We start from the raw sequence: 24289 nt of genomic DNA, 5'->3' as shown, positions 1-24289 counted from the left end.
GGGGGGGCTTCCACGCAGGTCATAGCTGGCCGAAAGCCCCCTCCACCATCCTGCGGATGGTCCCCCTCCCCGTACCGGGGAGGATATTTTCCTACCGCCCCCGCGCGACCAGTTCGGCCAGATGCGAGTGCAGCGCCGCCGCATTGGCGGGCCAGGTGAAGTCCCGCACCGCCGCGCGCACCGCCCAGGGGTCCGCCGCCTGATCCAGAACATCACGGATCGCGGCGGCGAACTCGCCCGGATCGGCCTGGGCGATCCGCCCCGCCACCCGGCTCGTCACGACATCCCCCGCCCCGCCCGCCGGGGTGATGACCACCGGCGTTCCACAGGCGAGCGACTCGACCCAGGCATTGGCCAACCCTTCCGACGCCGAGGCCAGCGCCATCACGTCCGCCGCCCCCAGCAAAGGCGGCAGTTCGGCATGGGGTATGGCACCGATCAACCGTACCCGGTCGGCGATCCCCGCCCGCTCGGCGCGCGCGGTCAGGGTGGCGCGTTCCGCCCCTTCTCCCACGATCATCAGCGTGACGCCGGGCAGTCGAGCCACCGCATCGATCACCACGCCATGTCCTTTTCGCGGGATCAGCGCACCCAGCGACACGACCAGCGGTCCGGTCACGCCCAGCGCCTGCTTGGCGGCCTCTCGGTCGATCGGCTGGAAACGGCTTTGGTCGACGCCGGTATGGTGGACGCGGATCCGGTGGCGCGAGACGCCGAGCGCCGCCACGTCGTCGGCCATGGCGTCACTGACCGCCAGCAGGCCGTCGGCCCGCATCGCCGCGCGCGCGACCTGATGCCGCGTGGCGGGTGCGCGGCCCCAGAGGTGGATGTCCGCCCCCCGCGCCTTGATCGAGACGGGCACGCCGTAACGCCGCCCCAGCGCGACCGCCGCCGGGCCGTCAGGGAAGAAGAAGGATGCGTCGATCACATCGAACCGCGATTCGCCCCATAGCCGGTCGAGCACCGGAGTCAGCGCGCGCGCCAAGGCCGCCACATGGAAGCGCCCGGCCGTGCCGGGGATCGTCGGGAAGCGCGGGCGGCTGACGTCCAGCCCCGCCCATGGCTCGCGCAAGGGCAGCGCCGCCTGTGCCCGAAACCGCGCCGAGCGCGCCAGCGGCCAGACCGGCAGGCCGATCGGCGCGACCACCCGGACGGCGATACCGGGCCGCATCGCCAGCGCGGCGGTCTGGCGTTCGACGAAGATTCCAAAATTCGGCCGCGTCGCATCGGGAAACAGGCTCGACAGGGTCAGCACGTTCAGCATGAGACCTCATACTCCTGTCGAGGCAATAAGACGCAGCGTATCGGTATCTTATCGCCGACGTCATCCACCTGAACCACGACTGTGGTTTACAAGATCATAAATATCACCGCCAAGATACAGGCCATTCATCAACTCGACAGATCGGTCCTGACACAATCGTGACGATAGGCTATCCCTTCGATAGCTTTTGGGGTGGGGGGTTTTGATGAGCCGATTCGGACGTTTGGGTACGCTGCTGGCCTTGGCAGCGACCTTGGCGGGTTGTGGCGATGGTGGCGGCAGCAGCAGCACGATCGGATCGAATACCGGGGGCTCTGGCGGCGGCACCGCGACCGGCACGGTGGACAATAGCTGTTCGCTGCGCAACCGGCAGAACTGGGTCTCGGCCCAGATGAACGAATGGTATCTGTTCCCGGATACCCTGCCCGCCTCGCTCGATCCGACGCCCTATACGACGGTCAGCGACTATATCGACGCGCTGACCGCAACCGCGCGGGCGCAGCGTAAGGATCGCTTCTTCACCTATATCACCTCGATCAAGGAGGAGAATGCGTATTACAATTCGGGTGCTTCGGCGGGCTTTGGCTGGCGCCTGACCACCGACGCGTCGATGTCGCGGTTGCTGATCGCCGAATCGATGGAGGGCGGCCCCGCGCTGGCCGCCGGGGTCGATCGCGGTGCCGAGATCCAAGGGATCGGCACGACCGCCTCGAACATCCAGTCGATCGCCGACATCGTCCGCGCCGATCCGAACAACGGCCTGTACAATGCACTGGGCAGCGACACGGCAGGGACCACCCGCTATTTCCGGGTCGCGGATTCGTCGGGCGGCAATGTCCGCACCGTGGCGATTACCAAGGCGGACTTTACGCTCCAGCCGGTATCGCCGCGCTACGGCACGCAGATCATCACCGACAACGGCCAGCGCTATGGCTATGTCAATCTGCGCACCTTCATCAGCACCGCCGACCCGCAGCTGCGCGCCGCCTTCGCCTCGTTCAAGCAACAGGGCATCACCCAGGTCGTCGTCGACCTGCGCTATAATGGCGGCGGCAGCATCGATATCGCCGACCTGTTCAACAACCTGCTGGGCGGCAACCGCCAGACGTCGGACGTGATGGGCTATGTCGCCTTCCGCCCCAGCAAGTCGTCAAACAACGAAACGACCTATTTCGCGCCGCAGCCCGAATCGATCGTGCCCACCCGCCTGGCCTTTATCGGCACCGGCGGTACGGCCTCGGCCAGCGAACTCGTGCTGAACCGTACCCTGCCTTATATGGGCAGCAATACCGGGCTGATCGGCGCCAATACCTATGGCAAGCCGGTGGGTCAGATCGCGCGCGACAATGCCCAGTGCGACGACCGGCTGCGCGTCATCGCACTGTCCATCCAGAATGCGAACCGGCAGGGCGATTATTATAACGGGCTGGCCAGCGTCGTACCCGCCAGCTGCCGCGCGAGCGACGACCTGACCCGCAAGATGGGTGACCCGCAGGAAGCCTCGACCCGCGCCGCGCTCGACTTCCTGCAGGGCAAGAGCTGCACGCCGATCAGCGCCACCGCCAGTGCGCAAGCGGCGGGCGAAGGGCCGCGCAAGCTGCTCCAGCCCGCCCGCCCCTCGGTCGCCCAGCGCGACGTGCCGGGGCTGTTCTAAAGGGTGTTCTTCCTTCCCTCTCCCCTCACAGAGAGAGGGGAGAGGGAAGACTTTTCTACAGCCGCTGCGTGCCCGCATAGGCGAACAGCGCGTCGCCGTCCGACGACAGCGTGACCGTCTCCGCGCCGGTCACAGTCAGGCACTGGCCCGCCTGGAACGCGACGCCCGCAACCTCGCCCGATCCGGTGATCGGGATCAGCCAGGCGGTCCGCCCCTCGGGCAGGGTCACCGCATGCTCGCCCGCCGCCCAGCGCTCGAGCACGAATTTCGGCCCCTCGACCAGGATGTCACGCCCCTCGCCCGCCGGTCCCGGCGAGACGATCGGCTGATACGGGGTCAGATGCGCGACATCGACACCGTCCTCCAGATGCAGCTCGCGGTCGCTGCCATAGTCATAGAGGCGATAGGTGGTTTCGCTGTTCTGCTGCACCTCGATCACGGTCAGCCCGGCACCGATCGCATGGATCGTGCCCGAGGGCGCGTAATAGAAGTCGCCTTCCTTCACCGGCACCCAGTCCAGATCCGCCTCGACCGAGCCGTCGCGCGCGTCGGCACGAAGCTGTTCCTTCGTCATCGGCGCCTTCGGCCCCAAGGCGATGGTCGAATCGGGCTCGGCGGTCAGGATCGTCCAGCACTCGTCCTTGCCACGCGGCAATCCACGCGCCTGGGCCTGTTCGTCGTCCGGGTGGACCTGCACCGACAGCTTCTCGCTGGTGAACAGATATTTGATGAGCAGGTCGGGCGAGGTATCGCCCGGCTCCTGGAACCACACCTCGCCGATGGGGGCGCCATCGGACGGAGCATCCTCGAACCCGGGATACAGCGTATGGCGGCCCCAGGGCTTTTCGACGCGGTGGGTGTGGAGCATCGTGGCGGGCATGGTCGTTCGATTCCTTCCGATCGGGCGACGGCAAAACCGTCGGGGCCATGGGGGCGTTCCCTGCCGCCCGGCCCGTCAAAACCCCATGCCGCGAGCGCTATCGGGATGGCAAGTCGTCTCTCGATGCGCGCGATCGTTACGGGTCATGCGGGAAGGACTGTTCCCCGCCCCAATGCTGCGCTAAGGACATGCGCGATGCGTAACCCCCGTTCCCGTGCGCTGTCGCTGGCGCTGATCGCCGCTTTGGCCCTTCCGATCGCGGGTTGCGCCCGCAACCGTACCCGCACCGACCTGCCCTATGTCGCGCGCGACGTCGGCACGTTGTACACGGCCGCCAAGAACCGGCTGGACCAGCACCGCTATAAGGAGGCGGCGCTGCTGTTCGACGAGGTGGAGCGCCAGCACCCCTATTCGATCTGGGCACGCCGCGCGCAGCTGATGAGCGCGTTCAGCTATTATTTGGGCCGCGACTATACCCAGTCGATCCAGTCGGCGCAGCGTTTCATCTCGGTCCATCCCGGCAATCGCGACGCGCCCTATGCCTATTATCTGATCGCGCTCGGCTATTACGAGCAGATCCAGGACGTGACCCGCGACCAGAAGATCACCCGCCAGGCGCTGGACGCGCTGGGCGAACTGATGCGCCGCTATCCCAACAGCCGCTATGCCGCCGATGCGCGGTTGAAGGTCGATCTGGTCAACGATCACCTGGCGGGCAAGGAGATGGAGATCGGCCGCTTCTACGAGGACCGCCACCAGTGGCTGGCCGCGTCGATGCGTTTCCGCACCGTCGTCGACAAGTACCAGACGACCAGCCACACGCCCGAGGCGCTGATGCGCCTGGTCGAGACCTATCTGGCGCTGGGCGTCCGCCCCGAGGCGGAGCGCTCCGCCGCCGTGCTGGGCGCCAATTATCCTGGCAGCGACTGGTATAACCGCGCCTATAAGCTGATGCGCGAATATCCGGTGCAGCCGATCCCCGCGATCCAGCCGGGCCAGCCCGTGGTGCCGACCGGCACGCCGGGTTCGACCAATATCGGCCTGCCCGGCGGCGGCAACACTGCCACACCGAGCGCGGCGGCACCGGGCCGCCCGACCCCGACCGGCAACAACAGCTCGCCGACGGGGTAACCACCCTATCCTCCCCGGCACGGGGACGTGGCAGGCCGCAGGCCTGACGGAGGGGGGCCTCCCCAGGGGACTCCCTGGTGGTGATCCCCCTCCACCAGCTTCGCTGGTCCCCCTTCCCGTACCGGGGAGGAGAGAATATGGACCCACCCGAACAAATCGGGATCATTTTTCCTGCGGGGGATAACATCCGCCCCCGTTTCGCTTTATATCGCGCGCCATGCTGACCGCGCTGTCCATTCGTGATGTCGTCCTGATCGAGGCTCTGGACCTGGATTTCGGCCGGGGCCTGGGTGTCCTGACCGGCGAGACCGGGGCGGGCAAATCGATCCTGCTCGACGCGCTGGGGCTGGCGCTGGGCGGACGCGGCGACAGCGGACTGGTCCGCCACGGCGCGGGCCAGGCGATCGTGACCGCCAGTTTCGAGCCCCCTGCCCCCGACAGCCGCCTCGCCACCATCCTCGACGAGGCCGGGATCGAGATCGAACCGGGCGAGCCCTTGATCGTGCGCCGTCAGGTCAAGGCCGATGGCGGCAGCCGGGGCTTCGTCAACAGCCAGCCCGCCTCCGCTGCCCTGCTCCGGGAAATCGCGCCCTTCCTGGTCGAGATCCACGGCCAGCATGACGATCGCGGGCTGCTGAATCCGCGCGGGCACCGGATGATGCTCGACAGCTTCGGGCGGATCGACTCGAGCGCGGTCGCCGCCGCCTGGGCACGCTATCGCGAGGCCGAAGCCGCGCTGATCGCCGCGCGCGAGGAGATCGAGACGGCGGCGCGCGATCGCGAATGGCTGGAACATGCGGTCGCCGAACTGACCAAGCTCGCGCCCGAACCCGGCGAGGAAGAGACACTGGCCGACCGCCGCCGCACCATGCAGCGGTCGGAAAAGATCGCGGGCGAACTGGGCGCGATCGACGAGCATCTGCAAGGCTCCGACGGCGCGCTGGCGGGGCTGCGTCAGGCCGCGCGCGTGCTGGAGCGGATCGGCGAGGACCACCCCGCCCTCGCCGAAGCGCTCGCCGCGATCGACCGCGCGGTGATCGAGGCGTCGCTGGCCGAGGAACGGCTGGTCGAGGCGCAACGCGAACTCGCTTATGACCCACGTGCGCTGGAAGAGGACGAGGCGCGGCTGTTCGAGCTGCGCGGCATGGCGCGCAAGCACCGCGTCCAGCCCGACGACCTCGCCGACCTGACCGAGCAGTTGCGCGGTCGGCTGGAGCGGCTGGACGCGGGCGAGGAAGGCATCGGCCGACTGGACGCCGCGGTCGCGACCGCGCGCGCGGCCTATGACAAGGCCGCCGCCAGGGTCACCGCTGCCCGCACCGCCGCCGCCGAACGGCTGGATCTGGCGGTGAAGAGCGAACTGGCCCCGCTGAAGCTGGACGCTGCGCGATTCCGAACCATCGTCGCCAACCTGGAACCCTCGGGCTGGTCGGCGGCGGGCAAGGACCGGGTGGAATTCGAGATTTCGACCAACCCCGGCGCGCCCTTCGCGCCGCTGATGAAGATCGCCAGCGGCGGCGAATTGTCGCGCTTCATCCTGGCCCTGAAGGTCGCGCTGGCCGAGGAAGGCGGGGCGACGACGATGATCTTCGACGAGATCGATCGCGGCGTCGGCGGCGCGGTCGCCTCCGCGATCGGCGACCGGCTCCATCGGCTGGCGGGACGCACCCAGTTGCTGGTCGTCACCCACAGTCCGCAGGTGGCGGCGCGCGGCGCGGCGCATCTGCTGATCGCCAAGAGCCATGACGGGACCGTTACCCGCACGGGAGTGCGCGCCCTGAGCGCCCGGGAACGACGAGAGGAAATCGCCCGGATGCTGTCCGGCGCCACCATTACCGACGAAGCCCGCGCACAGGCCGATCGGTTACTGGAATCCTGACAGATTGACCTTGAAAGTTATTTTATATCCAATATGCTTAACACCGGACGGGGAGGCTGGGCTGTCCCCTGATTGGGATGGACATATCGGATGTCGAATGCTTTCGCCTCTGCTGCTCCGATGGCCGATACAAACGATTTGACCGTGCTTGCCGGTCATCTCCATTCCTGTCTGGCGCTGGCGGACAAGCTCGACCTGCCGATGGTGGCGATCCATATCGAGCAGGCGCGCAGCCTGATGACGGATCAGGCTCGGGGGTCTGACAGGCACCGCGCGGCGGACACGCTTTCCTGACTTGCGTGAACGGGGCTGCCACAGTGGCTTGATCCCCCCGTCACCGCTGGACTAGCACGGCCGGCGTGACCGTATCCCAGACCTTGCCCCAGACCGATCTTGAAGCCGCCGCCGAGCTGAACAGCCTCGCCCGCGTGATCGCCCATCACAATCGCCTCTATCACACCGAGGATGCGCCCGAGATTTCGGACGCGGACTATGACGCGCTGGTCCGCCGCAACACGGCGATCGAGGCCGCCTTCCCGCATCTGGTCCGCAGCGACTCGCCCAGCACCCAGGTCGGCGCCGCCCCCGCCGCGCATCTGGCCAAGGTGCCGCACGCCCGGCCGATGACCAGCCTGGACAATGCCTTCACCGACGAGGAGGTCGAGGATTTCGTCGGCCGCGTCCGCCGTTATCTGAAGCTGGCCGAGGACGAGCCCGTCACGCTGACCGCCGAGCCCAAGATCGACGGGCTGTCCTGTTCGCTGCGCTATGTCGACGGGCGGCTGGTCCAGGCGCTGACCCGCGGCGACGGCGCGATCGGCGAGGACGTGACCGAGAATGTCCGCACCATCGCCGACATCCCCCAGGCCATTCCCGCTCCCGGCGTGTTCGAGGTGCGCGGCGAAGTCTATATGAGCAAGGCCGATTTCGCGGCACTCAACGCCCGACTGGCGCAGGAGGCCATCGAGACGGGCAAGGAAGCGCGCCAGTTCGCCAATCCGCGCAATGCCGCCGCCGGATCGCTGCGCCAGAAGAACCCCGCCATCACCGCCGGGCGCCCCCTGCGCTTCCTGGCGCATGGCTGGGGCGAGGCGAGCGACGTGCCGGTCGAGACCCAGTTCGACATGGTCGAGGCGTGGCGCCGCTGGGGTTTTCCCATCGCCGACGCCTTTGCCCGCGTGCCCGATGCCGGTGCCGCGCTGGCCATCTATCGCACCATCGAGGCGCAGCGCGCCGACCTGCCCTTCGATATCGACGGCGTGGTCTATAAGGTCGACCGGCTCGACTGGCAGGCCCGGCTCGGCATCGTCGGGCGCACCCCGCGCTGGGCGATTGCGCATAAATTCCCGGCCGAACGCGCGCAGACCACGCTGGAGAAGATCGACATCCAGGTCGGCCGCACCGGCGCCCTGACCCCCGTCGCGCGGCTGGAGCCGGTGACGGTCGGCGGCGTCGTCGTTACCAATGCCACGCTGCACAATGCCGATGAGATCGAACGGCTGGGCGTCCGCCCCGGCGACCGCGTGGTCCTGCAACGCGCAGGCGACGTCATTCCGCAGATCGTCGAGAACCTGACCCGCGAGACGCCGCGCGAGCCCTTTATCTTCCCCGACCATTGTCCCGAATGCGGCAGCCTGGCGACTCGCGAGGAGGGAGAGGTCGTCATCCGCTGCACCGGCGGGCTGATCTGCCCGGCGCAGCGCGTCGAACGCCTGATCCACTTCGTCTCGCGCCACGCCTTCGACATTACGGGTCTCGGCCTGGTCCGGGTCGAGGAATTCTTCCGCGACGGCCTGATCGCCTCGCCCGCCGACATCTTCCGGCTCCACCGGCATCGCGAGGCACTGATCCAGCGCGAGCGTATGTCGGAGCTGGTGGTAGACAAGCTGCTCGCCGCGATCGACGCGCGGCGCGACATATCGCTCGAGCGCTTCCTGTTCGCGCTGGGCATCCGCCATGTCGGCGAGATCACCGCGCGCGACCTCGCTCGCCGCTTCGTATCGATGGCGGGGTTCCGCGCGATGATCGACGCCGCGCTCAAGGTTCGTGCCGAAACCGTCCCCGCACTCGGCGAGCCCGAGCGCAAGTTCGAGCTGCGCCGTCAGCGTGCCATCGTCGCGGCCATCGACACGCCCCAGATCGGCCCCGAAGTCGCCGACGCCTTGCTCGACTTCTTTGCCGAGTCGCATAACCGCGAAGTCGTCGACGACCTGTTGAGCGAGGTCACGCCCGCCGACACCGTTCATCAGACCCGCGAGTCGGAAGTGACCGGCAAGACGCTCGTGTTCACCGGCACGCTCGAAACCCTGTCGCGCGACGAAGCCAAGGCGCAGGCCGAGGCACTGGGCGCGCGCGTATCCGGCTCGGTATCCGCCAAGACCGATCTGGTCATCGCCGGGCCGGGGGCCGGATCGAAGCTGAAAAAGGCGCAGGATCTGGGCATCCGGGTGATCGACGAAGCCGCCTGGAACGACCTCGTCGCCGCAAGCTGAAACATGGAGGGATCGTGATGCCATCGTCACGATCCCCTTCGGACCAATGTGGCCAGAAACCTTTCCGGTCACCCCGTCAGGGCCGATGACCCGGCAATGCGCTCGGGAAAATTCGGCCCCTCTATAGGGCGATAACCCCGTTACCGCTCTCACGACCGTTGCCAAACTGCAACGCCCGCGAACGGAGTGAAGCACCCCCTGTCCCCGCCCCGATCTTTGTAACATAACGGCAATGTTCGTAGCGCAGGGGCACGCTCAACCGAGCCGCACAAGCGGCCGGACCGCGCCGCTTCGCGCGCGAAAAGGGGACTTATAACTCATGCGTAATTCGCTTTTCCTGGGCGCGGCCGTCGTTGCGCTCGCCATTCCGGCGGCGGCCTCGGCTCAGTCGACCGGCTCGGTGGATGCTGAAGAAGTCGTCGTCACCGGCAGCCGCAACGACAGCGTCGGCGGCGTCAAGACGGTCGATACGACCCGCAACAAGGCTGTCCTGACCCAGCAGTTCATTAGCCGCCAGACGCCGGGCCAAAGCGTCAATGAAATCATCAACAACCTGCCGGGCGTCAGCTTCCAGAACAACGATCCGTTCGGTTCGGCTGGCGGCACGCTGACCATCCGCGGTTTCGACTCAACCCGCATCAGCCAGACCTTTGACGGCATTCCGCTGAACGATACCGGCAACTACGCGATCTATTCGAACCAGCAGCTGGACCCGGAACTGATCGAGCAGGTAAACGTCAACCTCGGCACGACCGACGTCGACTCGCCGACCGCCGCCGCGACCGGCTCGACCGTCAACTATCGCAGCCTGATGCCTTCCGACAAATTCGGTGCGCGCATGGTCGGCTCGGTTGGCGATTATAGCTTCTTCCGCGTGTTCGGCCTAGTCAACACCGGCGTCTTCACGCCGTGGGGTACCAAGGCCTGGATCGCAGGCAGCAGCGCGACCAACGACGTCGTGTTCAACAACTACGGCAAGATCGCCAAGCAGCAGTATAACGCGAAGGTCTATCAGCCGATCGGCAGCAACGGCGACTTCATCGCCATTTCGGGCCACTACAACCAGAACCGTAACAACTTCTTCGGTTCGGCACCCCTGCGCAACGACACCAACGTTTTCACCTCGACGGGCGGCACCGGCCCGAACGCCGCAGCACCGACGCTGGTGACGGGCGCGGTTCGCACGGCAGGCACGGGTTCGAGCAACCGCTTCCCCAACAGCCGCGACGAACTGCCGTACAATGTCCCTCGCTGCCAGATCGACACGCCCTCGGCGGGCACCGTCGATGTGCCCAACAGCTGCGGCACCAGCTTCGACGAGCGTTACAACCCGTCGAACACGTCGAACATCCGCGTCAACTCGCGCTTCACGCTGGCCGACAACCTCGTCCTGTCGGCCGACCCGTATTATCAGTACACCAAGGCCAATGGCGGCGGTACGGTACGCGGTCAGGAAGGTGGCTTCACGCGGAACGGTCAGACCTTCTACGGCTTCATCGGCAACAATTATTATTTCGGCCGTGACCTGAATGGCGATGGCGACGTGCTCGATCGCACCACCACCGTCGGCAGCACCACGACCAATGGCGGCGTCACGCTGCTGGCGCCCAGCCAAACCGTGACGCATCGCTACGGCGTGATCTCGTCGCTGCGTTACGACTTCATGCCGGGCCAGACTCTGCGTGTCGCCTATACGCACGAATATGCGCGCCACCGCCAGACCGGCGAATTGGGCTATCTTCAGCTGAACGGCCAGCCTTTCGACGTCTTCCCGATCAACAACCCGATCCTCGCAACTAACGGCTTTGCGGTGCAGAAGCGCGATCGCCAGTCCTTCGCGATCCTGGATCAGGTGTCGGGCGAATATACCGGCAAGTTCTTCGACGACGCGCTGACTATTCAGGCAGGTGTCCGTGCGCCGTGGTTCAAGCGTGACCTGAACAACTTCTGCTTTGTCACCTCGGGCGGCGGCAATGTCGACTGCCTGGGTCGCGGCAACGATGCGGCCAATGCCGCCTATGCCGCTCAGAACCCCTATTCGTATAACGCCGCAACCAACACGGTTACCGGCTATGCGGTGCCTCAGCAGCGCGTCCTGCGGTATAACCGCGTCCTGCCGAGCGCGGGCTTCACTTATCGCCTCGACACCAGCGCCTCGGTCTTCGCGAATTATTCGCGCGGCTTCCAGGTTCCGGGCACCGACAATCTGTACCAGACCCTGTATTATCCGGCAGGCGCCGAGGCGGCCAACCCGAAGCCCGAATTCTCGGACAACTTCGATCTGGGTGCGCGCTACACAACCAACCGCATTCAGGCGCAGGTCGGCCTGTGGTACACCAAGTTCAGCAATCGCCTCGCCTCGGCCTATGACGTCGATACCCAGCAGACGATCTATCGTAACTTGGGTCGCGTCGATAAGTACGGCATCGACGGGTCGATCGCCTATCGTCCGATCGACGATGTGATGCTCTATGTCTTCGGTTCGTACCTGAAGTCGGAGATCAAGAACGACGTCGTGCTGGGCCGCTGCCCGACCACGCTGACCGCCGCCAACACCACGACGAACTGTTCGGCCGCTGGTGCGCCGGTCTATGCGCTGACCGCTGGCAAACGGGAGTCGGGCGCGCCGGTCTACACCTTCGGCGGTCGCGCTCAGGCCTCGCTGGGTCCGGTTGATCTGGGTATCCAAGCCAAGCGCACCGGGCGTCGTTATCTGAACGATCAGAATCTGCCGCAGTTCGCCTGCACCGTGGCGCTCATCAACAATGTCTGCCCGACCGTTGCCAACGTTCCTGCGTCGTTCAGCGGAACGCGCGGCATTCAGTACCAGACCTATGGTGCCTATGCTCCCGGTTACACGACCGTCGATCTCGACGCGCGCATTGCGCTTGGCTGGACCGGCATCGGCACCGACAAGACCTATATCCAGTTGAACCTGCAGAATGTGTTCAACACTTTCTATGTCGGCGGCCTGGGTCAGGCGGGTCAGACGGCCAATGTCGTCTCGTCACTGCCCTTCGTGCAGATCGGTTCGCCGCGTGCACTGATCGTGTCGCTCAACACGCAGTTTTAAGCCGCCTACCCGGCGTCTGCGCCGGATAGCTTCCGGGCCGCCCTTCCTTCGGGAAGGGCGGCCCTTCTTTTTTGCCCCCCGTCCCCAATCTTTGCCCTTCCCCCACAGGCCGTGTAGATGTCGCCCGGCCATGGCCAGTCATTCGCCCGCCGCGACATCCCCCGCTTCGCCCCCCGCCTCCGATCCCCTGTCGGTGCGGCCGTTTTTCGAGAACAAGGCGCGCGCCTTCTGGACGCTGCAGGCGGCCGGGTGGTCGGGCTATCTGGTGCTGCGATCGGTGGTCGGCATCTCCAACGGCTTTTCGCTGGAGAAGATCATCCCCGTGATCATCGAGGCGATCCTGGGCTATTGCATCACGCTGCTGCTCTCGACGCTGTACGGTTATTACCGGCGCATCCCGCGCATCATGGGGGTGTTCCTGACGCTGGCGACACTGGCGGCGGCGACGTTCCTGTACGCCGCGCTCAACGCCTTTTCCTTCTCGTTCATCACCACGACCCAGCCGGGCGTCACCGTCACCCTGTTGATCGGCAACCTGTTCATCACCTTCGTCGTGCTGGCGGGCTGGTCGGCGCTGTATTTCGCGATCAACTATTATCTGATCGTGGAGAGCCAGATCGACGAGATGCGTGCGCTGGAGCTGCAGGCCTCGACCGCGCAGCTGGCGATGTTGCGCTATCAGCTGAACCCGCATTTCCTGTTCAACACGCTGAACTCGATCTCGACGCTGGTGCTGCTGAAACAGACCGAACGGGCCAATGCGATGTTAAGCCGGCTGTCAGCCTTCCTCCGCTACACGCTGGCGAACGAGCCCACGGCGCATGTGACCGTGGCGCAAGAGGTTGAAACGCTGAAACTCTATCTCGAAATCGAAAAGATGCGCTTCGAGGATCGCCTGCGTCCGAGTTTCGAGATCGATCCGCGGGCCGAGCGTGCGCGCCTGCCCTCGCTGCTGCTGCAACCGCTGGTCGAGAACGCTATCAAATACGCCGTCACGCCGCAGGAGGAAGGCGCGGAAATCCGCGTCGATGTGCGACTGGTCGGGCAACGGGTGCGGATCGCCGTATCCGACACCGGCCCCGGCTTGCACGAAATCCGTCATTCCTCAAGCGTTTCGACCGGCGTTGGACTGTCCAATATCCGCGAACGGCTGGCCCAGGCCTATGGCCCGGATCACCGTTTCGAATCCCGCTCCGCGCCAGCTGGAGGCTTCTCGGTCGAGATCGAGATCCCCTTCCAGCTTGAGAATGTGAACAGAGAGGCCGCATGACCATCCGTACCATCCTCGTCGACGACGAGCCCCTGGCGATCCAGGGCATGGAGCTTCGGCTCCAGGCGCACGACGACGTCGAGATCATCGAGCGCTGCTCGAACGGGCGCGAGGCGATCCGCGCGATCAAGACGCACAAGCCCGACCTCGTCTTCCTCGACATCCAGATGCCCGGTTTCGACGGCTTTTCGGTGGTCCAGGGCCTGATGGAGGTCGAGCCGCCGCTGTTCGTCTTCGTCACCGCCTACTCGGACCATGCCCTGCGCGCGTTCGAGGCGCAGGCTGTCGATTACCTGATGAAGCCGGTCGAGGAAGCGCGTCTGGCCGACACGCTCGACCGCGTGCGCCAGCGCCTGAACGAGAAGCGTGGCGCGGGCGAGGTCGAGAAGCTGAAGGAAGTGCTCGCCGAGCACGCCCCCGACGCGGTGACCGAGCTGAGCGAGGGCGGCGAAGTGGCCTCGAGCCGGTTCGAGAAGCTCATCAACATCAAGGATCGCGGCCAGATCTTCCGCGTCGATGTCGACACGATCGAGATGATCGAGGCGGCGGGCGACTATATGGTCATCAACACCGGCGACAATTCGCTGGTCCTGCGCGAGACGATGAAGGATTTGGAAAAGCGGCTCGATCCGCGCCGGTTCCAGCGAGTGCATCGCTCCACCATCGTGAACCTTGACCTGGTGAAGCAGGTGAAGCCGCATACGAATGGCGAATGCTTCCTGCTGCTCGAATCCGGTGCGCAGGTGAAGGTGTCGCGCAGCTACCGCGACGTGGTGGCGCGGTTCGTTCACTGAGCCAATTCCTCCCCTGCAAGGGGAGGGGAACCATGCGCAGCATGGTGGAGGGGGAGAGCGGCAAAGGGCGACCTCTCCGGAAGCCCCCCTCCGTCAGGCCTTTGGCCTGCCACCTCCCCGTACCGGGGAGGAATAACGATTACCGCAATCCCAGCATCTTGTGCGTCTGAAGCGTCAACCGCCAGCGCGGCCGCTCCATCACCATCGCGATGCACGCCTCGCGATTCGCCTCGGCGCGCGGGTCGTCAAGCGGCTGGAGCAGGTGGTTGGCGAAATCCCAGCTCTCGACCTCCACCGGGTCGATCCCCGCCTGCGGCCAGACCAGCTTCAGCTCCTGGCCCGAGCGCTGGACGACCTCCGACCCCGCCTTGGGGCTGATGCACACCCAGTCGAGTCGCGGATGGGCGGCAAGCGTCCCGTTGCTCTCGATCGCGATGAAGAAGCCCGCCGCGTGAAGCGCATCGACCAGCGCATCGTCAACCTGGAGCATCGGCTCGCCGCCGGTCAGCACGACGAAACGCTCCTCATGCGACGCGCCCCAAAACCCCTCGACCGCCGCGACCAGCGCCGCCGCATCGACAAAGCGACCACCGCCCAGGCCATCGACTCCGACGAAATCGGTATCGCAGAAGCGACAGATCGCGCTCGCCCGGTCCTGCTCGCGGCCCGACCAGAGGTTGCAGCCCGCAAAGCGCACGAACACCGCACGCCGCCCGGCCTGCACGCCCTCGCCCTGGAGCGTCAGGAACATTTCCTTGACGGCATAGCTCATCGGCTCAGCCCTGCGGCTTGACCGCATAGGCGGTGGGGTCGGGGATGCCCGCTTCCTCGAACCCGCGCGAGCGCAGGCGGCAGCTGTCGCATTCGCCGCAATGCAGCCCTTCCGGCGTCGGGTCGTAGCAGGACCAGCTGATCCCCATATCGACGCCCAGCCGGGTGCCTTCGCGCACGATATCGGCCTTGGTCATGTGCTGGAGCGGCGCGTGGATCTTGAAAGGCTGTCCCTCGACGCCCGCCTTGGTCGCGATCTCGGCCAGCCCTTCAAAGGCGGCGATGAATTCGGGGCGGCAATCGGGATAGCCCGAATAGTCGAGCGCGTTGACGCCGATGAACAGGTCGCGCGCGCCGGCTGCCTCGGCCCAACCGAGCGCGAGGCTGAGGAAGATCGTGTTGCGCGCGGGCACATAGGTGACGGGGATGCCCGGCTGGACGCCGTCCTTGGGCACGTCGATATCGGCGGTCAGTGCCGATCCGCCAAAGGCCGACAGGTCGAGCGGCAGGACGATGTGGCGCTCGGCGCCCAGCGACTCGGCGACTCGCGCGGCGGCGGCCAGTTCGACCTTGTGCCGTTGGTTATAATCGACCGAGAGCGCAAGTACGCGATAGCCGGCGGCCTTGGCCGAAGCAGCGGAAATCATCGAGTCCAGCCCGCCCGAAACGAGCACGACCGCCATGGGAGCAGAAGATGTCATGATGGGGGCGACCGCTACGCCCATTGGCGCGCGGTTGCAATGCCGTGTTGGGGTCGAGCTTGAGAGGCGGCAAGAAAGGGCGGGACCGAAAAATCAGTCCCGCCAAGGACCTGGCCGGGCATGCTGAGGACCCGGACGAGGGAGAATTCCGCTACGGAAGCAGAACCTCCGCCTAACATTCTGATGGTTAAGAAACGGAAAAGCCGATCCGTTTCAGTTCTTCAATTTCCAGCCCTTGCGCAGCAGGACATAGCAGAGGACCGCCATCACGATGTCGATGCCCAGCACGACGAACCCGCCCAGCGTCACCGGCGAGTCGGCCAGCCCGAGAAAGCCGTAGCGGAAGCCCGAGATGACATAGAAGAACGGGTTGGCATGGCTGATCGCGCGGAACGCCGGGGCCAGACCATCGACCGAATAGAAGGTGCCCGACAGCAGCGACAGCGGCACCACGACGAAATTGGTGACGGCGGCGGCATGGTCGAACTTTTCCGCCCAGATCGAGGTCAGCACACCCAGCAACGCCAGAAAGACCGAGCCAAGCAGGCCGAACCACAGCACGGCGAAAAAGGCGTGCGGCGTCACATGCACGCCCGGCCAGATCGCCATCGCGGCCCACACCGTCACCCCGACCAGCACGGCGCGCGTCACCGCCCCGCCGACCAGCGCGGCCAGCAGTTCAGCGGTAGAGAGCGGCGGCATGAGATAATCGACGATCGTGCCCTGGATCTTGCCGACCAGCAGCGAGAAGCTGGCATTGGCGAAGGCATTGTTCATCATGCCCATCACGATCAGGCCCGGCGCGATGAAATCGGCGAACGGCACCTGCATCCCCGCGACCGGCACGGCATGGCGGCCGCCCAGAGCGGTGGTGAAAATGATGAGGTAAAGCAGTGTGGTGACCGACGGCGCCCAGATCGTCTGGAGCTGCACCTTGAAGAAACGGCGCACCTCCTTGATATAGAGGGTCTTGAGGCCGCCCCAGTTGATGTTCCGGATTACGGGCTCACCGGGGGCGGCGCGCACCGCCGAGGGAATTTCGCCGATAGGGGGCTGGCTGCTCATCGCCATAGCGCGTAACCGTTGCCGTGGCCGCCTGCAACCCGGTAGAGTGACCGGCCGGTGCGATGATTGAAGTGAGGAAGGGTTTCGAATGTCGTGGACCGATGAGCGGATCGATACGCTCAGGACGATGTGGGAAGCGGGTCAGACCGCCAGCCAGATCGCCGAAGCACTGGGCGGGGTCAGCCGCAACGCGGTAATCGGCAAGGCGCACCGCCTGGGTCTTCAGGCGCGCCCGTCGCCGGTGAAGGCCAATGAGCCCGCCGCCGCCCCTGCTGCCGAGCCGGTGGTCGCGGCCGCCCCGCCGCCGCCTCCCGCGCCGGAACCGGAGCCGGAGCCCTCGCCCTTCGTTGCCGAGGACGAGCCGGACGCCGAAGTCGAAGCGGAACCCGCCAAGGCGCGCGAGCCGCAGCCGATCCTGCGGTCGGTCGGTCCGGGTGGCTTCGTGCGCCAGTCGCCCGGCGAGCAGCAGCCCCCGCCCTCGCCCGCCCCGCCGCGCCGCCTGGTCCCCGCCAAGCCGAGCCCCGAAATGGCGGGCAAGACCTCGCTGCTCGACCTGAACGACCGTATCTGCAAATGGCCGATCGGCCATCCGGGCGAGCCGGACTTCCACTTCTGCGGCGACAAGGTGAATCCGGGCTTCCCCTATTGCGTCGCGCATTGCGGCCACGCCTATCAGGCGCAGCTGCCCCGCCGCGACCGCCGCCCGCCGCCGCCTTTGCCCTTTGGCGGCCCGCGCGTCCGCTGATCCGGGAATGAAAAAAGCCCGCCGGTTTCGCGACCGGCGGGCTTTTTCGTTGGCGGGCGGGTTCCCTTGGCCTTCGACTTCGCTCAGGCTGAACGGCGTTTAGGGTCAAACCTCCGTTGGCACTGAGCAAAGTCGAAGTGCACGCCCCAACTCACCAAAGGGCGGCCCCGACAGGAACCGCCCCCTCACCTCAGAACCGGAACGCCGCCGTCGCGCGGAGCGAATGCCAGCGGAACTTGTCGTCCGACCGGCGGATATCCGTGCCCGCCGTATTCGGCGCCAGCACGAACGGATTGTTCGCGGGCGCAGACCCCTGCGTCACCCGGACGCGCGTATCGTCGTCGCGATACTGGTGGTACATATATTCCATGCCGATCGAGAAGTTGCGCCCGATCTTCTGCTCGATACCGCCGCCGCCGAGGAAGCCGAACTGGTTGCGCTTGCCGCCGATCGCAAAGGCGTTCGACCCGTTCGAGGTCGCGAACTCGCGGTTGATCCGGGCATAGCCGCCGCCGAACGTGCCGTAGAACAGCGTGTTGTTCGCGGCATAACCGGCGCGACCGCGGACCGAGGCTTCCCAGTCGATGCTGCGGGTCATGGTGTACCAGGCAGGCGTGGTCGAAAAGGCCGAGACGCTGTCGGTGATCTCCGACTTACCGAACTCGCCCACTGCGCCGTACACGATGTTGCCGACCTGATGGTCGACGCCGACCCGGCCATAATAGGCGATGCCGTCCTTGTCGTTGTCGCAGCCGGTGGCGGCGTTCTGCGGCGACAGGACGCTGCGCGCACGGCCGTTGCAGAAGCCCGGCGAGAAGGCGTTGGCGCCCGTCGAGGTCGTCACCACGTCGCCGAACCGCCCATCCAGATTGCGGTCGAACAGGAAGCGCGAGCCGACATCATTGGGCTGCACGTCATAGCCGACGCTGCCGCCGACATAGACGCCGGAGAAGGGCGCGTCGTCCGCGCCCGTATAGGTGCCGTCCTGCGCCATGGCCGGCGCGGCGATCATCGCCGAGGCCAAGGCCCCCGCCATCCAGAATTTCATCATTATCACTCCCGTACCCTTGGCATAAAGGTAACGGGCCAACGGTCCGGCCCCGTGGAAATATCCCATGTTGGATTTTCGGCAAAGTTTTGTTGCAATCCTGCCACGCGCCACGAAGCTGGCGCAAGCGCGCCGCAGCGCCTATAGTTCCCGTTATGTCCAATGATCTGTTCGCGGGCAGTGCCCGTCCCCAACCCGCCTATGACGCCTCCTCGATCGAGGTGCTGGAAGGGCTGGAGCCGGTTCGTCGTCGCCCGGGCATGTATATCGGCGGCACCGACGAACGCGCGCTGCACCATCTGGCGGCCGAAGTGCTCGACAATGCGATGGACGAGGCGGTGGCGGGCCATGCCAACCGGATCGAGGTCAAGCTGGAGCCGGGCAACCGCCTGACCATCGTCGACAATGGGCGCGGCATCCCGGTCGATCCGCACCCCAAATTCCCCGACAAGTCGGCGCTGGAGGTCATCCTGTCGACGCTCCACTCGGGCGGCAAGTTCACCGGCAAGGCCTATGCGACCTCGGGCGGCCTGCACGGCGTCGGCATCTCGGTGGTCAACGCGCTGTCGTCGGACACGGTGGTCGAGGTGGCGCGCGAACGTATCCTCTATCGCCAGCGCTTCGCGAAGGGCGCGACGCTGGGTCCGCTGGAGACGGTCGGCGCCGCCCCCAACCGGCGTGGCACCAGCGTCGCCTTCACGCCCGACACCGAGATTTTCGGCCCCGAACTCCACTTCAAGCCTGCGCGGCTGCACAAGCTGGTCCGCTCCAAGGCCTATCTGTTCGCGGGCGTCGAGATCCGCTGGCACTGCGCACCCGAACTCATCACCGACGACACCCCGGCGGAGGCGGTGTTCCAGTTCCCCGGCGGCCTGGCCGATCACCTGAAGGAGCAGATTGGCGGCCGCGAATGCGCGACGGCCGATTTCTTCTCGGGCAACCAGGATTTCCCGGCCGAACAGGGCCGCGTCGAATGGGCCGTCGCCTGGCCGCTATGGAGCGACGGCAGCTATAGCTGGTATTGCAACACCATCCCGACCCCCGATGGGGGCACCCATGAACAGGGCCTGCGCCAGGCGCTGGTCCGGGGCCTGCGCGCGTTCGGCGAGCTGGTGAACCAGAAAAAGGCCAAGGACATCACCGCCGACGACCTGATGGTCGGCTCCGAACTGATGCTCTCGGTCTTCATCCGCGAACCGCAATTCCAGAGCCAGACCAAGGACCGGCTGACCAGCCCGGAAGCCGCCGGTCTGGTCGAAAAGGCGGTCCGCGACCATTTCGACCATTATCTCTCGGCCAACATGGATCGCGGCAAGGCGCTGCTCGGCTATGTGCTCGACCGGATGGACGAGCGGCTGCGCCGCAAGGCCGAGCGCGAGGTCAAGCGCAAGACCGCGACCAGCGCACGCAAGCTGCGCCTGCCCGGCAAGCTGACCGACTGTTCGGCCGACAGCCCCGAAGGCACCGAGCTGTTCATCGTCGAGGGCGACTCGGCAGGCGGCTCGGCCAAGCAGGCGCGCGACCGCAAGACGCAGGCGATCCTGCCGATCCGCGGCAAGATCCTGAACGTCGCCAGCGCCACCTCGGCCAAGATTCTGCAAAACCAGGAGATTGCCGACCTGACGCTGGCCATGGGCTGCGGCACGCGCAAGGATTGCGATCCGACCCAGCTGCGCTACGAAAAGATCGTCATCATGACCGACGCAGACGTGGACGGCGCGCATATCGCCACGCTGCTGATGACCTTCTTCTTCCAGGAAATGCCCGATCTGGTGCGGCGCGGGCATCTCTATCTGGCGCAACCGCCGCTCTATCGCCTGACGGTCGGCGCCAAGTCGCTCTACGCCCGCGACGACGCCCACCGCGCCGAACTGGAGCGCACCGCCTTCAAGGGCAAGAAGGTCGACGTCGCCCGCTTCAAGGGCCTGGGCGAGATGAACCCCGGCCAGCTGCGCGAAACGACGATGGACCCCGCCAGCCGCAGCCTGATCCGCATCACCCTGCCCCAGGAATATGAGGAGCGTGCAGGCGTGAAGGACCTGGTCGACCGCCTGATGGGCAACAACCCAGCCCACCGCTTTGCGTTCATCCAGGAGAATGCGGCACGGTTGGATGAAGAGGTGATCGACGCCTGATCGGGCGGGTGTTGTTTCGATTTTTGCTATCGGCTATCGTGGCGAAGGGCGGCCCTTGATGCCGCCCTTTGCTGTTTGAAGGAGACGTCCCGTGACCATCACCGCCCTGATGCCCGTTTACCCACGGTGCGGGGTGCGTCCGGTCCGAGGCGAGGGCGTCTATCTGTACGGCGAGGACGGCGAGCAGTATCTGGACTTCGCCGCCGGGATCGCGGTCAACGCGCTGGGCCATGGCCACCCGAAGCTGGTCGAGGCCATCGCCAGGCAGGCCGCGACGCTGATGCATGTGTCGAACCTGTATGGCAGCCCGCAGGGCGAGCATTTCGCCCAGCGGCTGGTCGATTCGACCTTTGCCGACACGGTGTTCTTCACCAATTCGGGCGCCGAGGCGGTCGAGTGCGCGATCAAGACCGCGCGCCGCTATCACTTCGCCAATGGCAATCCGCAGCGCCACACGCTCATCACGTTCAACAATGCCTTCCATGGACGGACGCTGGGTGCAATCTCGGCGACCAACCAGCCCAAGATGCGCGACGGGTTCGAGCCGCTGCTGCCCGGCTTCGCCTATGCGCCGTTCGACGATCTGGAAGCGGCGCTGGCGCTGATCGACGAGAACACCGCCGGTTTCCTGGTCGAGCCGATCCAGGGCGAAGGCGGCCTGCGTCCCGCCAGCATGGAATTCCTGCAAGGCCTGCGCAAGGCGTGCAACGAGCATGGCCTGCTGCTGGTGCTGGACGAAGTGCAGTGCGGTTATGGCCGCACGGGCAAGTTCTTCGCGCATGAGCTGTACGGCGTGACGCCCGACATCATGGCGGTGGCGAAGGGGATCGGCGGCGGTTTCCCGCTGGGCGCGTGCCTGGCGACCGAGGAAGCGGCCAAGGGCATGGTCATCGGCACCCATGGTTCGACCTATGGCGGCAACCCGCTGTCCATGGCGGCGGGCGAGGCGGTGCTGGACGTGATCCAAGAGCCGGGCTTCCTCGAACATGTCGAGGCGATGGGCCAGCGCCTGCGCTCCACCCTCGAACAGATGATCCCCAACTTCGACCATCTGTTCGAGGAAGTGCGCGGCCATGGCCTGATGCAGGGCCTGAAGATGAAGAGCGACAGCCGTCGTTTCGTCGCGCATTGCCGCGATAATCATGGGCTGCTGCTGGTCGCGGCGGGCGAGAATGTCATCCGCATCCTGCCGCCGCTGGTCATCGACGAAAGCCACATCACCGAGTTCGCGACGAAGCTGTCCGACGCCGCGCGCGTCTACGTCCCCGCCGCCGACGATTGATGATCCCTGCCACCCCGGCGGCGCATAACCGCCGGGGGACGGAGTACCGACCCATGACGATCCGCCACTTCCTGAACCTCGCCGACGCCGGTCCCGAGGGTGTGACCGCCATTTTGCAGGACGCGCAGGCCCGCAAGGCCGCCCGCGCCGGTTTCACCAAGGGTCGCGTCGACGCCGACACACCACTCGCGGGCCACACGCTCGCCATGGTGTTCGAGAAGAACTCGACCCGTACCCGCGTCAGCTTCGACATGGCGATCCGCCAGCTCGGCGGCACCTCGATCGTTCTCGATGCGGGCACGATGCAGCTGGGCAGGGGCGAGACGATCGCCGACACCGCGCGCATCCTGTCGGGCTATACCGACGCGATCATGATCCGCACCGACGACCATGCCAAGGTCGAGGAAATGGCGCATTACGCGACCGTGCCGGTCATCAACGGCCTGACCGACCTGTCGCACCCCTGCCAGATCATGGCCGACCTGCTGACCGTGATCGAGGCGGGCAAGACCCTGACCGGCCTGAAGGTCGCGTGGCTGGGCGACGGCAACAATGTCCTGCACTCGATCGTCGAGGCGGGCGGGCTGCTCGGCTTCGAGGTGGTTGCCGCCTGCCCCACCGGCTATCACCCGGAAGCGGGCACGCTGGCGCTGGGCCAGGGTCGCGCGACCTGCACCACCGATCCGCGTGCGGCGGTCGAGGGGGCGGACATCGTCGTCACCGACACCTGGATCTCGATGGGCCAGGCCCATGCCGAGGAAAAGCTGGCCGCGATGATGCCCTATCAGGTCAATGCCGACCTGATGGCGCTGGCCAAGCCGGATGCGAAGTTCCTCCACTGCCTGCCCGCGCACCGCGACGAGGAAGTGACGGGCGACGTGATCGATGGTCCGCAGTCATTGATCTGGCCGGAGGCGGAGAACCGCCTCCATGCCCAGAAATCGGTGCTGCGCTGGTGCTTCGGCCAAGTGTGAAATCGGCTCGGTTGATCGCAGGCCGGGCCATACTATCTATGGAAAGGCTGGCGGGTTCGTCGGCCTTTTCTCTTTCCCCTGCCATACCGGCACCATATCGCCCGGATTTCCTCCGGTGCGTAAAGGCACGAGCATGACCGACATCACCCTGCCCGACCTCGACCGCGCGATCGGTTTCATCATCCCAGAGCATCATGCGCGCGGGCGGCTGGTTCGGCTCGGCCCGGTGCTGGACGAGATTCTGGCGGCCCATGCCTATCCGCCCGCGATCGAACGGCTGCTGGCCGAAGCGCTGACCCTGACCGCGCTGATGGGCGCGACGCTGAAGGACACCAGTGGCCAGCTGACCATCCAGACACGCAGCGACAGCGGCGTGATCCGGCTGCTGGTGTGCGATTATCGCGGTGGCGAGCTGCGCGGCTATGTCCAATATGACGAGGACCGTCTGGCCGAGCTGCCCGCAGAACCGACGCTGTTCGCGCTGTTCGGGCAGGGTTATCTGGCCATCACCTTCGACCTGGCGATGACCGACGAGCGTTATCAGGGCATCGTGCCGCTGGACGGCGACACGCTGTCGAGCGCCGCCGAGAGCTATTTCATCCAGTCCGAGCAGATCCCCAGCCTGCTGCGTGTCGGAATAACCAAGGGGCCGGACGGACGCACCGTCGCGGGCGGCCTGTTCCTCCAGCATCTGCCCGAGGGCGAGGAAGGCCGTGAGCGCCTGCACGTCAAGCTCGACCATCCCGAATGGGAGCATGTCCAGGCACTGGGCCAGACCATGCAGGTCGAGGAGCTGGCCGATGCCGCGCTGCCGCTGGAGACGCTGGTGTGGCGGCTGTTCAACGAGGAACAGAATGTCCGCGTGTCGGAAAGCCCGGCGATCGTACGCGGTTGCCGCTGCTCGGCGGACTATATCGCCAGCGTCATCACCAAATTCTCGGTCGAGGAACGGCGCGAGATGGCGGATGCGGATGGCCTGATCCAGGTCGACTGCGCCTTCTGCGCGAAGAAGTTTCCGGTGCCCTTCGACGCGGAAGCAGCGGCCTGATCCTGAAATCCTCCCCGGAACGGGGAGGTGGCAGCGCGTCAGCGCTGACGGAGGGGGGGGCTTCCACATAGGACGGCCTTTGG

19 protein-coding genes are annotated in these 24289 nt (G+C 66.0%); 13 read left to right on the top strand and 6 right to left on the bottom strand.

The features are described from left to right. Positions 1-91: 91 nt before the first annotated feature. Entirely contained in the window at positions 92-1264 is a 1173-nt protein-coding gene (locus tag SP5_RS04030) for a glycosyltransferase (protein WP_042484436.1), read from the bottom strand. A 205-nt stretch (positions 1265-1469) separates the two neighbouring features. Between SP5_RS04030 and SP5_RS04025 the strand changes: the two genes are divergently transcribed. After that, complete coding sequence (locus SP5_RS04025; protein WP_084220554.1) at positions 1470-2918, top strand: S41 family peptidase; 1449 nt, start codon at positions 1470-1472, stop codon at positions 2916-2918. Between the two features lie 55 nt (positions 2919-2973). Here SP5_RS04025 and SP5_RS04020 read toward each other — a convergent pair whose 3' ends face one another. Then, complete coding sequence (locus SP5_RS04020) at positions 2974-3798, bottom strand: pirin family protein (RefSeq protein ID WP_042484434.1); 825 nt, start codon at positions 3796-3798, stop codon at positions 2974-2976. Positions 3799-3993: 195 nt separating this feature from the next. Here SP5_RS04020 and SP5_RS04015 point away from each other — a divergent pair, with 195 nt between their 5' ends. From SP5_RS04015 to SP5_RS03990, 7 genes are all read left to right on the top strand, one after another. Beyond that, positions 3994-4929 (top strand): outer membrane protein assembly factor BamD, encoded by a 936-nt coding sequence (locus SP5_RS04015; RefSeq protein WP_042484431.1) that lies wholly within the window; start codon positions 3994-3996, stop codon positions 4927-4929. Positions 4930-5146: 217 nt separating this feature from the next. After that, positions 5147-6808, top strand: coding sequence for a DNA repair protein RecN (gene recN, locus SP5_RS04010; protein ID WP_042484429.1), 1662 nt, complete (start codon positions 5147-5149; stop codon positions 6806-6808). A 120-nt stretch (positions 6809-6928) separates the two neighbouring features. Beyond that, the gene (locus SP5_RS19000) at positions 6929-7102 is read left to right on the top strand and encodes a hypothetical protein (RefSeq protein ID WP_158069228.1); all 174 of its coding nucleotides are present in this window, start codon (positions 6929-6931) and stop codon (positions 7100-7102) included. A gap of 65 nt (positions 7103-7167) precedes the next feature. Beyond that, positions 7168-9300 carry an NAD-dependent DNA ligase LigA gene (gene ligA, locus SP5_RS04005; protein ID WP_245613395.1) on the top strand — a complete coding sequence of 711 codons (2133 nt, stop codon included), beginning with the start codon at positions 7168-7170 and terminating at the stop codon, positions 9298-9300. 319 nt (positions 9301-9619) lie between these two features. Continuing rightward, positions 9620-12373: a TonB-dependent receptor gene (locus tag SP5_RS04000; protein WP_042484427.1), complete on the top strand. Its 2754-nt coding sequence runs from the start codon at positions 9620-9622 to the stop codon at positions 12371-12373. A 130-nt stretch (positions 12374-12503) separates the two neighbouring features. After that, entirely contained in the window at positions 12504-13643 is a 1140-nt protein-coding gene (locus tag SP5_RS03995; protein ID WP_172839688.1) for a sensor histidine kinase, read from the top strand. Beyond that, positions 13640-14437 carry a LytR/AlgR family response regulator transcription factor gene (locus SP5_RS03990; protein WP_042484424.1) on the top strand — a complete coding sequence of 266 codons (798 nt, stop codon included), beginning with the start codon at positions 13640-13642 and terminating at the stop codon, positions 14435-14437. The genes SP5_RS03995 and SP5_RS03990 overlap by 4 nt, the downstream gene beginning before the upstream one ends. Before the next feature lie 139 nt (positions 14438-14576). Here the strand turns inward: SP5_RS03990 and queE are convergent, their stop codons facing one another. The 3 genes from queE to SP5_RS03975 all read right to left on the bottom strand — a co-directional run bounded on the left by queE (position 14577) and on the right by SP5_RS03975 (position 16974). After that, a complete protein-coding gene (gene queE, locus SP5_RS03985; RefSeq protein WP_042484422.1) occupies positions 14577-15209 on the bottom strand; it encodes a 7-carboxy-7-deazaguanine synthase in 633 nt (210 codons plus the stop codon). 4 nt (positions 15210-15213) lie between these two features. Beyond that, a complete protein-coding gene (gene queC / locus SP5_RS03980; protein WP_281177305.1) occupies positions 15214-15933 on the bottom strand; it encodes a 7-cyano-7-deazaguanine synthase QueC in 720 nt (239 codons plus the stop codon). A 189-nt stretch (positions 15934-16122) separates the two neighbouring features. Then, complete coding sequence (locus tag SP5_RS03975) at positions 16123-16974, bottom strand: ABC transporter permease (protein WP_042484440.1); 852 nt, start codon at positions 16972-16974, stop codon at positions 16123-16125. Positions 16975-17062: 88 nt separating this feature from the next. Between SP5_RS03975 and SP5_RS03970 the strand changes: the two genes are divergently transcribed. Continuing rightward, the gene (locus tag SP5_RS03970) at positions 17063-17719 is read left to right on the top strand and encodes a GcrA family cell cycle regulator (RefSeq protein WP_042484419.1); all 657 of its coding nucleotides are present in this window, start codon (positions 17063-17065) and stop codon (positions 17717-17719) included. Positions 17720-17909: 190 nt separating this feature from the next. On the opposite strand, the gene SP5_RS03965 is transcribed toward SP5_RS03970, so the two are convergent. Beyond that, a complete protein-coding gene (locus tag SP5_RS03965; RefSeq protein ID WP_042484416.1) occupies positions 17910-18770 on the bottom strand; it encodes an outer membrane protein in 861 nt (286 codons plus the stop codon). Positions 18771-18922: 152 nt separating this feature from the next. Between SP5_RS03965 and parE the strand changes: the two genes are divergently transcribed. The 4 genes from parE (at position 18923) to hslO (ending at position 24206) form a co-directional block, all read left to right on the top strand. After that, positions 18923-20902, top strand: a complete 1980-nt coding sequence (gene parE, locus SP5_RS03960) for a DNA topoisomerase IV subunit B (protein WP_042484412.1) — start codon at positions 18923-18925, stop codon at positions 20900-20902. A gap of 91 nt (positions 20903-20993) precedes the next feature. Further along, a complete protein-coding gene (locus SP5_RS03955; RefSeq protein ID WP_042484410.1) occupies positions 20994-22184 on the top strand; it encodes an aspartate aminotransferase family protein in 1191 nt (396 codons plus the stop codon). A 53-nt stretch (positions 22185-22237) separates the two neighbouring features. After that, positions 22238-23158: an ornithine carbamoyltransferase gene (gene argF / locus SP5_RS03950; protein WP_042484408.1), complete on the top strand. Its 921-nt coding sequence runs from the start codon at positions 22238-22240 to the stop codon at positions 23156-23158. 133 nt (positions 23159-23291) lie between these two features. After that, positions 23292-24206: an Hsp33 family molecular chaperone HslO gene (gene hslO, locus SP5_RS03945; protein WP_042484405.1), complete on the top strand. Its 915-nt coding sequence runs from the start codon at positions 23292-23294 to the stop codon at positions 24204-24206. The last annotated feature ends 83 nt before the right edge of the window (positions 24207-24289 follow it).

The organism is Sphingomonas parapaucimobilis NBRC 15100 (assembly GCF_000787715.1).
In the GTDB taxonomy this organism is placed as follows: domain Bacteria; phylum Pseudomonadota; class Alphaproteobacteria; order Sphingomonadales; family Sphingomonadaceae; genus Sphingomonas; species Sphingomonas parapaucimobilis.
This window is presented reverse-complemented; position numbering and strand designations above follow the sequence as displayed.